The 9,668-nt window shown below is 43.9% G+C and carries 12 protein-coding genes and 1 pseudogene; 1 reads left to right on the top strand and 12 read right to left on the bottom strand.

Going from position 1 to position 9,668, the window contains the following annotated elements; translation table 11 throughout:
- Nucleotides 1-237: 237 nt before the first annotated feature.
- The 8 genes from FTU90_RS13350 to FTU90_RS13315 form a co-directional block, all read right to left on the bottom strand.
- Nucleotides 238-927: a GntR family transcriptional regulator gene (locus tag FTU90_RS13350; protein ID WP_180072834.1), complete on the bottom strand. Its 690-nt coding sequence runs from the start codon at nucleotides 925-927 to the stop codon at nucleotides 238-240.
- Between the two features lie 207 nt (nucleotides 928-1,134).
- Nucleotides 1,135-1,755 carry a class I SAM-dependent methyltransferase gene (locus FTU90_RS13345; protein WP_005093755.1) on the bottom strand — a complete coding sequence of 207 codons (621 nt, stop codon included), beginning with the start codon at nucleotides 1,753-1,755 and terminating at the stop codon, nucleotides 1,135-1,137.
- Nucleotides 1,756-1,783: 28 nt separating this feature from the next.
- Nucleotides 1,784-2,119: a carboxymuconolactone decarboxylase family protein gene (locus tag FTU90_RS13340; RefSeq protein WP_005093752.1), complete on the bottom strand. Its 336-nt coding sequence runs from the start codon at nucleotides 2,117-2,119 to the stop codon at nucleotides 1,784-1,786.
- A 49-nt stretch (nucleotides 2,120-2,168) separates the two neighbouring features.
- Nucleotides 2,169-2,564: a rhodanese-like domain-containing protein gene (locus tag FTU90_RS13335; RefSeq protein WP_035337430.1), complete on the bottom strand. Its 396-nt coding sequence runs from the start codon at nucleotides 2,562-2,564 to the stop codon at nucleotides 2,169-2,171.
- 99 nt (nucleotides 2,565-2,663) lie between these two features.
- Entirely contained in the window at nucleotides 2,664-3,446 is a 783-nt protein-coding gene (locus FTU90_RS13330) for a sulfite exporter TauE/SafE family protein (protein WP_074382697.1), read from the bottom strand.
- 68 nt (nucleotides 3,447-3,514) lie between these two features.
- Complete coding sequence (locus FTU90_RS13325; RefSeq protein WP_053579072.1) at nucleotides 3,515-4,387, bottom strand: MBL fold metallo-hydrolase; 873 nt, start codon at nucleotides 4,385-4,387, stop codon at nucleotides 3,515-3,517.
- 2 nt (nucleotides 4,388-4,389) lie between these two features.
- The gene (locus tag FTU90_RS13320; protein WP_053579073.1) at nucleotides 4,390-4,806 is read right to left on the bottom strand and encodes a DUF6691 family protein; all 417 of its coding nucleotides are present in this window, start codon (nucleotides 4,804-4,806) and stop codon (nucleotides 4,390-4,392) included.
- Between the two features lies 1 nt (nucleotide 4,807).
- Nucleotides 4,808-5,224, bottom strand: a complete 417-nt coding sequence (locus FTU90_RS13315) for a YeeE/YedE family protein (protein WP_016659403.1) — start codon at nucleotides 5,222-5,224, stop codon at nucleotides 4,808-4,810.
- 120 nt (nucleotides 5,225-5,344) lie between these two features.
- On the opposite strand from FTU90_RS13315, the gene FTU90_RS13310 reads away from it, so the two are divergent.
- Nucleotides 5,345-5,653: a metalloregulator ArsR/SmtB family transcription factor gene (locus tag FTU90_RS13310; RefSeq protein WP_005247061.1), complete on the top strand. Its 309-nt coding sequence runs from the start codon at nucleotides 5,345-5,347 to the stop codon at nucleotides 5,651-5,653.
- 8 nt (nucleotides 5,654-5,661) lie between these two features.
- Here FTU90_RS13310 and FTU90_RS16245 read toward each other — a convergent pair.
- The 4 genes and pseudogenes from FTU90_RS16245 to dsbD form a co-directional block, all read right to left on the bottom strand.
- Nucleotides 5,662-5,973: pseudogene (locus tag FTU90_RS16245) on the bottom strand (DUF202 domain-containing protein).
- Nucleotides 5,974-6,037: 64 nt separating this feature from the next.
- Nucleotides 6,038-6,778: a thiol:disulfide interchange protein DsbG gene (dsbG, locus tag FTU90_RS13300; protein ID WP_016659404.1), complete on the bottom strand. Its 741-nt coding sequence runs from the start codon at nucleotides 6,776-6,778 to the stop codon at nucleotides 6,038-6,040.
- A gap of 19 nt (nucleotides 6,779-6,797) precedes the next feature.
- Entirely contained in the window at nucleotides 6,798-7,646 is an 849-nt protein-coding gene (locus tag FTU90_RS13295; RefSeq protein ID WP_016659405.1) for a TlpA disulfide reductase family protein, read from the bottom strand.
- Entirely contained in the window at nucleotides 7,643-9,580 is a 1,938-nt protein-coding gene (gene dsbD, locus FTU90_RS13290) for a protein-disulfide reductase DsbD (protein WP_074382695.1), read from the bottom strand. Before dsbD ends, FTU90_RS13295 begins: the two co-directional genes overlap by 4 nt.
- Nucleotides 9,581-9,668 lie beyond the last annotated feature (88 nt).

Genomic DNA, 9,668 nt, shown 5'->3' with positions numbered 1-9,668 from the left:
CGACTCATGAGTGCTCGGTTATATGCGGGCCAATTGGTTGTGCGGTAGATTTTGTGTGTAGGCTTCTTCATTTGAAAATTATATCGCTGAAAAAGCCTTTACAGATAGGTTTGTGCAACAAAGCCCCTTTTAAATATAAAAATAGAATGCTTAATAATTAAAATTATTTTAAAAATAAAAAAATCCTAAAAACACTTAAGTTTTTAGGATTTGAATGGGCAGGATATAAATATAAGCTTATGCGTGAATATCTAGGGTCATTTCAATTTTGTCCTGTGACCAGATTTCGATGTCATATTCAATCACTAGATCATCTGATTTTGAAATACGTTCAATATAAGTGGCAGTTTGACTTAAAGGAATACCCAAGTGCTGGCTCTCAAAATGAGACACACCGGTATTTTTAATTTTTAACTGGCTACTCGTGTAATCGTATTCAAAGTGATTTTTAATGACATCTTGGACCGAAGTAATCACATCATAATTCAGCACATCTGCAAACAGCGCAACAGGTAGATAATTATATTCTAGGAGTACCGGTACATCATCAGCATAACGTAAACGGATAATTTCAATAAAGCCGAGTCTTCTAGTGGCTTCACTAAAAACATCACTGTGATCAAATCGCTCCAGCTGCCTGGTCGAGATCAGTTCTGTTCTGGCATTAAAACCCTGTGCCTTCATATAAGAACTAAAATTTTCAATTGAGTTTGGATAGTATTGAATTTTTTTATTACTCACAAACCAGCCGAGATTTTGCCGTTTGAAAATTTTATCTTCGGCACGAAGCTGTTCATAGGCCTTACGCACTGTTTCCCTTGAACAGTCAAACTTTAATGCCAAGTACCGTTCCGATGGAATCATTTGATTAGAACTGTATTTTTTCAATTCAGCCTCAATCAAATCTCTGATTTCCATATACTTCATTCAGTGAATCCAGCTCGTCAGCGTAAGTTATATTGATGGTACTAAATTAAAGAACAGAGGAAAATTAAAAAAGGTACAGATCAGTAAAAAGATACATTCCCTAGTCTTAATGAGAATTTTTACGGTAATGGTAATCCCCCCTAAAAATATTGATGATGAGAATGCAGGACCTTATCGTCAGCAAAATGTATTAAATTCACTTATGCTCTACTTCCTCACTTGTATCGCAAATTGAATAACATGGCATTTACCACAATGTAATTTTCCCTCCTGCCTTTCTTGCTCCCCGACATAAAAGTGATGGATGTGGTCCTGTCCGAAGACTTCTAGAATGCAACGAGGATCGTATAAATATTCGACATTTGAAGGACCACCGGTTTTATAGTCGATCTGTTCCTTTGAATATAGCTCACCAATAAACCATCCACCGTTGAGCAAGGATTTTCTTATGCCTTCTAAAACCTGTTTTTGTGTTTCTATATCGAAATGACCAAATACACAGATCACATTTTGATAAAACTCCGATGGCCATTGAGCTACTGTTAAATCAACATGTTTAAGTTCAACTTTTATCCCTTGGGCTTCAGCCTTGCTGGACAGATGCGTCAAAGCAACATCAGAATAATCCCAGACTTCCGCTGAAAAAGGGTAACCCTGCTGTCTTGCCCGCTCAGCCAGGTATAAGATATTCCGTCCTTCACCTTCAGCAATTGCCAGTGTTTTACCCTCTATTCGGATTTTGTCCGAAATTTGCTGAATGAAAAGATTTGCTGCTGTGCCATACAGATCTTGCGTCCGGGCATACAATTCATTCCAGTGCTGACTCATTTCAGCCTCCATTTACTAAACGATTCAATCAGCTGGAAAACTCTTTAAATGCCTCTAGGGCATTTGCGGCATACATCAATGAAGGTCCTCCACCCATATAGACGGCAACGCCTAAAACTTCTTCCAGTTCCCGTAGGGTCATGCCCATTTTGACTAAGGTTCGAACATGAAAACCGATACAACCATCACAACGTGCCGCCACACCAATCGCCAAGGCAATTAACTCCTTGGTTTTCGGATCAATCACGCCATCACGCATAGCAGTCTGTGACAATTGGTTAAAACTTTTCATTAAATCAGGCGAATCCTGACTTAAAGTTCTTAAACTGCCCGAAATGTTCTGGGTTAATTCTTTGTATTTCATTGCTTCACCTCAAATAAAGAAATCAGCATTCATTTATATATTCAATAGCTTATTTTTCTACCGGATAGCCCTGTTCCAGCCAGGCCTGGTAACCACCCTGAACCGACTTGACCTGGGTAAAACCCATATTCTGTAAGGTATCGGTTGCCAGTGCTGAACGTCCACCCGTACCACAAATCAAATAAATCGGCTGATCTTTAAGATGTTCCAGTGCCTGCTGGGTATCACAATGATGACTGGCTAAGGGATGCTGGTGAATTCGCATTTCCAAAATACCACGTGGATAATTCACCGCCCGGTCTATCGCTGCTGCTTGGAATTCATCTGGTTCCCGAACATCAATCAGTATGGTTTTATGGTTTTGCATCGCCTCAAACAATTCATTTACGCTGACTTCCTGAATCCGGCTTTTTGCATTCCGGATCAATTGCTCTGCAGTTTTCATCATTTTCATTCTTCCTCGGCCATTAAAACGATATTCACATTGCATAAACGATGCTCAGGGAGATTAAAGCGCTTTAGTTTAGGTACTTAATCGTCTGTTTTAGCCCATGAGCGCTGAATAGATTAAATACATAGCTACCCCAACCACGGTTGTGGCAAATATTTTCTGTACCTTGTTACTGTCAATCCGATGCATCAGACTGCGTCCAATGAACATCCCGACAATACAGGCCAGGACAAAGGCCAGTGTGACCGAAACAGGATATTGAAAGCCCTCCAGTACGTGTGCAGAAATGCTGACCCCACCAATCAGGAAAATAATCATGAGAGAGGTCGCCACGATGCTGCGCATATCGAGATCGGTGAATTTACGCAGGGCTGGAACAATAACAAAACCACCCCCAACGCCAAGCAGACCCGTTAATAAACCTGCCACTACACCAATACCAGCCAGAAAGGAGGCCGTTTTCACATTCCAGATCAGACGACCGGTCGTTTGATTGACCTTGCACGGTGCATTACCATGATCATGGACTTTATTAAAGAAGATCCGGTAAGCAACAATCAGCATGACCAGACTGAAAGCCAGCGTCAGCCAGACTGGAGAAACGATATCAGCCAGATGCACGCCATAACGGGCTGAAGGAATACTGATCAGTGCGATCCAGAGCGCAGCGCGATAACGTACAATACGCTTGAATAAACCTTCGAACGTTCCAACCAAGGCCGACAGCGTGACTGCCAGCAAGCCCACCGGCGCAGCCTGAGCTACCGTCCAACCCTGACTCGCCATCAGTGCCGGTACAGCCAGAATGCCGCCACCAGCACCGGTTAGACCCAGCAAGCCACCAATCGCCAATCCTTCCAGTATTAATGCCCACATCGCCCTCTCCCTTATCCACAAAAATGATTCAATAAAGGTTGAACTTTTTGTTGAATCACGACACAAGCTTATTTGAAGTAGTTAAGAGGAAGCTTGAGGTAAGAAACACCATTTTGCTCTGGCTCAGGAAACTGCCCTGCTTTCATATTGATCTGAATCGCCGGTAGAATCAGTTTAGGCATACTCAGTCCTGAATCCCGCTGGTTGCGCATCTGAGCAAATTCAGCTTTACTGATTCCCTGATGAATATGAATATTCTGTGTCTTTTGTGTCTGTATATCAGATTCACACACATAGGATTCACGTGTTTCAGGCAAATAGTCATGACATAAAAAGACCCGGGTATCTTCTGGCAACTGAAACAGGCTTTGTACCGAATCATAAAGCTGTTCTGCACTGCCACGCGGAAAGTCACAACGTGCTGTACCATAATCTGGCATAAACAGGGTATCACCCACAAAAACCGCATCACCAATCACATAACTCAGGCAAGCAGGCGTATGTCCCGGTGTTGGAATGTTATAGGCTTTCAATGTTCCGATTTGGAACGACTCATGATCTTCAAATAAATAATCAAAGAGCTGCTGGGCATTCCATTGTTTAATATCCAGATGATAAATCGCGCCAAAAGTTTGCTGAACAATACCAATTTTCTGGCTCATGGCAATCTTGCCACCTAACTCAGCTTTGAGGTATTGCGCTGCAGTCAGATGATCAGCATGGACATGGGTTTCCAGAATCCACTCGACCGTTAAACCCTGCTCTTTAATATAGGCAATAATTTTATCGGCATGAATAGTTGAGGTACTTGCTGATGCCGGATCGTAATCCAGAACGCTATCAATAATGGCGCAGGCTTTGGTTGCAGGATCACGTACAACATAACTGAAGGTATTGGTATCTTCGTGAAAAAAATCTTTTACTATAGGTAAGTTTGACATCGTTAAGCTCCTGACCATTTACGGTGAATCCATACACCCACCAGCATTGCTACAATAAAATAGAGCACTTGATAGTGGCCCAAACCGATCAAGGTGAAACTTGGCGCCGGACAGATGCCGGCAATGCCCCAACCTGCACCAAATAAAACCGCACCTGTGATCAGTTTTTTATCTATCTGATTATTTTTAGGTAAATCAATAGGGTCATTAAATACTGTTTTCGGTTGCGCCGTACGTAATGCTTTCTGGAAGGGAATAAAGGCCACCGCAATCGCGCCCATCATGACAAAGGCCAGACTGGCATCCCAATCGCCAAACAGATCCAGGAAATCGAGTACTTTTTCCGGATTGGACATGCCTGATACCATCAATCCCACAGAGAACAGCGCACCAAATAAAAAGGCAAACACATTTTTCATTTTAGAATGCTCCTGTGATATGACGGATAATATAAACAGCGACAAAACCTGCAAACATGAAAGTCATGGTCGCGATGATAGAACGCTTAGACAGGCGACTGATGCCACAAATTCCGTGACCACTGGTACAGCCCGAACCTAAGCGTGTCCCAAAGCCCACTAGCAGACCTGCCACAATCATCATCAGTGGGCTGGCATTCAATTCGATTTCAGGTTGTACAAACAGACCATAAATAAACGGTGTGAGGATCAAGCCTAATAAAAACCAGATTGCAGGCGTTTTAAACATGGTTTTTGAGTTTAATACTTGCCCAATCAAACCACTGATTCCTGCAATACGGCCATTGACGTAAAGATAACCAACTACGGAAAGCCCGAGCATTAAGCCGCCAATAAATGCGATGAGGAAGTCATGCATGATGAATTAATCCCTATACAATATACTTTTTTATATTATATAATAAAAAATATTAATCAAGCAGTTTTATGGTAAATTATGTAAACTGCACGGGCTACATCAAAAGTTGTGAGGACATTTATGGATATGATTGCTGAAAATGCCAAAATTGATTTTTCTCAAGTCGATTTCGTCAGCCAATGCCTAAAAGTTTTGGCCAATCCTGATCGTCTGAAAATCTTATGTGTCCTGGTCGATGGGGAAATGAATGTTCAGGAAATTGAAGAATCTACTGACATTCATCAACCTACACTTTCACAACAGCTGACTGTATTGCGTAAGGCCAACATGGTTGGCACCCGACGTGAGGGCAAGCAGATTTTCTATCGTCTGAGTGATCCCAAGGTCTTGAGCCTGATGCAAAAGCTGTACGAGCTGTATTGCGCCTAGCCCTCCTCTTAATGCAACCAAAAAGAAATGATCAGAAGCAGCCCGCTAAAAGCAGTAAACAGGTTTAGCCATACAGGATGCTGGGTATAATAACCTTCAATAAATTCCGGCGGTCCCAGTGATGTCCATCCCCCTCGATATTGCAGGATTGAGGCGATATTCACCAACATGCAAAACACAATCACCGCAATCCCCATCCACTGTGCATAGGCTATTTTTTATGCATAACGTTCATGATCGACTAATTACAATAGCCGGTTGGATTTTTCAATCACAAAACCAAATGCAATTAATGTCAGACCATTCCGGTTCCCTGCCAGAGCGGTTCATTCCAAAGCAAACAATACCCGTGGATGATCCAAAGTGGACATATCTCATCCGATCTTATTGTTCAAAAATTTCTTTGACGTCCATCGCCAGGCCTTGAGTAGATTTAAATTCACCCTGGTTATTTTTCCAGGCCATCGACGGTGTGGAGAAAAAGCCGTATTTCCCCATTAGGGCCTGGTTGGCATCAATTTTTGCAGCAATTTCTGCAGGAATCTTTGCCATTTTCTTGAGCTGCTTTTTGCCTTTATTCTTGTTTATATCATTAAAAACTGCTGCTGGATTTTTCGACATTAACAATGTTGCCACCTGACCACGGCTTTCTTCACGGATCACACCGACCTGAATATGACGCAGCTGTACCTTGCCTGATTCGACCCAAGGCCGAGCCGCCTGCCAGAATTTATAGCAATATGGACAATTCGGATCGGAAAAGACATAAACCACTCGTGGTGCATCCGGCTTGCCATCCTGAATCCAGGTCGATTTTTCCAGGGTTTTCCAGACATCATCCAATACCGCTTTTTTCATATGCTTTTCAATCTGCTCATTGGACAGGCTTTTCCCTTGCGCATCAAACAGTTCGCCCTTGATATAATATTTGTCATCGTTGGAGATAAATACTGTATTGGAGTACTGGTCTTCATGCCCCACCCAACCGGTCATTCCTTGCGGTGCCGGAATCTGTTTTACAAACACAAAACCCTGTTTTTCAATATTCTGTTTAATATTCGCCTGCGTGTGCATGCTCATGATCAGGAACATGCCTGCACCCAGTACCCGGTAAATTCTGTTCATACTAAGTCCTTCCGTTTTTTTAAGGTTGATCTGAAATTCTGTTTAAATATTGCTGCAACATGGCCGGACTGAGTTCCCCCATATGCCGCTCGACCAGCTGGCCTTGAGCATTAAAAAACAGCGTCGTTGGCAGGCCAAAACTATTCAGCTGCTGTGGCAGTTCACCATATGGGTCCAGCAGGACATGTTTAAATTGAAACTGATGTTTTCTTAAATAGGCATTTACGGTGGCTACCTCCTCACCCTGATTCAGCATGACAAAATTCACTTGAGGATGCTGCTTGGCTGCTTTGGCCAATACCGGCATTTCGCGATGACACGGCGGACACCAGCTCGCCCACAAATTAATTACCGTGGGCTGGCCAATGAATTGGCTGAGTGGAATCTTATCTGTACCCAGACGTTCCTGTTCTAGTCCAGCAAAGGCTAGATCAGGAAACGCTGCTTCAGTTTTTAGACTGGATTTGAACGCGAGCCCAAGCCCGACCCAGAGTACAAAGATGATCAGCAAGATGGCTTTGAATCGGGTCTGCAACTGTCTGTTGCGAATGACATACCATAAAGTACCTATCAGCACCCCGCCCCATAAATGAAAACCTTTGTCCTGGATTTTCAGTATGTCGATGGGGGCTACAAAATACAGCTCGGCATTGAGTAGAACGAAAACAAGACGTGCACCCAGCATCCCTAGCAGAAAACTGCTCCAGAGCAAATCCTGACTTTGTCCAAGCAGCTGTTTAGACCATGAATACTTTCTGGCTAATCCAAACAGGACGGCAGATAACAGCATCAAGCCAGTGGCAACAATCATGAGTGTCCAGGGCAACATCAAAGGTCCCAGATGCAGCGCATCACTGGAAATCATCATAGTTGCTCCCCTTGTAGTTGCTGCAATGTGCCTAGTAAATGTGCCGCACTAAAGCTTCCGGTCAAGCGCAACTCACGCTGCTCCTGATGCGCTGCATTTAAAAATATAAAGGTGGGTGGACCGAGGATTTGCCATTCTTTTAGCAGCTCATCCTGACTTGGATGATAGTGGGTCAGGTCTAATTTGATACGAACCACATTTTGTAAAGCCGTCTGGACATCACTACGTGGAATCACTTCCTTTTCAATCGGTTGACAGGCCACACACCAGTCCGCATACACATCAATTACCACTGGCTGTGCAGGATGTTTGGCTAAAACCTGTTGCAATTCTGCGGCTGTACTGACCTTCTGCCATTCAAGCCGTGATTCCACATGGGCGACCTGTACCTGACTCCAGACATGATAGAGCTGCATGCCTCCTGCAAAGACCAGTAAACCACTGAGCAGCATCAGGACTATTTTCGATACAGACCGATGCACATGGGGCAGCATCTTGAACAAGAAGTAGCCTGAACAGGTGATCAGTACTACACCCAAAAGGCTCAGGTATAAAATGCCGGGCAATAGGGGGCGGGCAAAATACAAGGCCAGGGCCAGCATGACAAAGCCAAAACTAAACTTCAGGCGATCCATCCAGATGCCAGGTTTGGGTAAAAGATGGGACCCAAATACAGCTGCGATAAATAGTGGCAAGCCCAGCCCAAGGCCTAAGACAAACAGATAGCTGGCACCCAAAATCGGTTGATTAAGCTGAGACACATAGATTAAGGCACCGGCCAACGGTGCACTCATACATGGCCCGACAATCAGTGCCGCGATCATGCCCATGAGACCAGCACCAATCAGCGTGCCACCCTTCTGCTTTTGCTGCCATTGATCCAGCCGCTGTAACATGCCTTGAGGTAAGGACAGCTGAAATACTCCGAACAGATTAAGCGCGAACAAAACAAACAGAATGCTGAAAATACTGATGAATATCGGACTTTGAAACCAGCGCTGAAAACTGTAACCGAGCTGTGCCACAGCAAGTCCTATGACCGCATAGACCAGTGCCATACCCAAAACAAAGACCAGCGCAATCAGTGCAGCACGGTAGCCCCGGTGCTGCTGAACCAGAATTCCCGTTAAAATTGGAATTAAAGGTAAAGAACACGGTAAAAATGCCAGCAGAATGCCAAGCCCGAGAAAAATCAGAGCATTAATCAACAGACCTTGTTTCGACAGCAAACTTAAAAAATACTGGTCATTGTTCCACTGGTCATTCATGCCTGCTGATGAAGTTTGATTTTTAGGGTCTGTAATAAGCTGGTCGTTTTTCTCTGTTAATTCCACCTCAGGCTGCACGACAGGGTCGGAAACTGCAGCGACTTGCACTTTCTCCACCTTTTCTTCAGCCAGTGCTTGATCTGTACTTTGAGTTTGCCCTATAGCTTGGAGCTCATCTTTCTGAGTAGTCAAAATCTTTTCGTTTGCTTCTGGCTGTGTAGTGCTGGCCAGCAGCTTTTGAGGCTTGCTCAAGTTTTGCGCTGGAAATAAACCATCTGCATCAGTTTTTACTGTGGTGCGTTGCACCGGATAACATAAACCGCTTTCTGCACAGCCCTGCCACTGCACCGCAAACTGCTGGTTGGGCTGGACATTCATATTGGTTTTGACTTGCCCATAATGCACCTGAGTCAAACCGAAATTGGGATCATCTTTGTCTTCAGGTTTGGGCAATGCCAACTTGACTGGGGTCTGCTGATGAGACACTTTAAGCTGGTCATGATACAGATAATAACCCTCTGCGATTTTCCAGCTAAGCTCTGCCTGATCCTGACTTGTAGAAACCACCTGAAACTGAAAAGCCTGATCCGGTGGTAAAAAGTCTGCATGTGCAGTTCCCGTCATGATTCCACCGCCGATCACGGCACCCAATATCCACTTCAACATCCAGCTGATCTCCTCCTGTTAGGACTGCATTATTGAAAAACTAAAATTAAGACAACATTAACAGCCCAAATCATTTATAAAATAATGG

This window comes from Acinetobacter sp. YH12200, assembly GCF_013418175.1.
Classification (GTDB): Bacteria; Pseudomonadota; Gammaproteobacteria; order Pseudomonadales; family Moraxellaceae; genus Acinetobacter; species Acinetobacter pseudolwoffii.
Note: the sequence above shows the minus strand (reverse complement) of the source record. Positions and strands in the feature narration are given on the sequence as shown.

Coding starts and splice junctions, on each gene's coding strand:
- FTU90_RS13350 (WP_180072834.1), bottom strand. CDS start 927: ATGAAGTATATGGAAATCAGAGATTTGATTGAGGCTGAATTGAAAAAA.
- FTU90_RS13345 (WP_005093755.1), bottom strand. CDS start 1,755: ATGAGTCAGCACTGGAATGAATTGTATGCCCGGACGCAAGATCTGTAT.
- FTU90_RS13340 (WP_005093752.1), bottom strand. CDS start 2,119: ATGAAATACAAAGAATTAACCCAGAACATTTCGGGCAGTTTAAGAACT.
- FTU90_RS13335 (WP_035337430.1), bottom strand. CDS start 2,564: ATGAAAACTGCAGAGCAATTGATCCGGAATGCAAAAAGCCGGATTCAG.
- FTU90_RS13330 (WP_074382697.1), bottom strand. CDS start 3,446: ATGTGGGCATTAATACTGGAAGGATTGGCGATTGGTGGCTTGCTGGGT.
- FTU90_RS13325 (WP_053579072.1), bottom strand. CDS start 4,387: ATGTCAAACTTACCTATAGTAAAAGATTTTTTTCACGAAGATACCAAT.
- FTU90_RS13320 (WP_053579073.1), bottom strand. CDS start 4,806: ATGAAAAATGTGTTTGCCTTTTTATTTGGTGCGCTGTTCTCTGTGGGA.
- FTU90_RS13315 (WP_016659403.1), bottom strand. CDS start 5,224: ATGCATGACTTCCTCATCGCATTTATTGGCGGCTTAATGCTCGGGCTT.
- FTU90_RS13310 (WP_005247061.1), top strand. CDS start 5,345: ATGGATATGATTGCTGAAAATGCCAAAATTGATTTTTCTCAAGTCGAT.
- dsbG (WP_016659404.1), bottom strand. CDS start 6,778: ATGAACAGAATTTACCGGGTACTGGGTGCAGGCATGTTCCTGATCATG.
- FTU90_RS13295 (WP_016659405.1), bottom strand. CDS start 7,646: ATGATGATTTCCAGTGATGCGCTGCATCTGGGACCTTTGATGTTGCCC.
- dsbD (WP_074382695.1), bottom strand. CDS start 9,580: ATGTTGAAGTGGATATTGGGTGCCGTGATCGGCGGTGGAATCATGACG.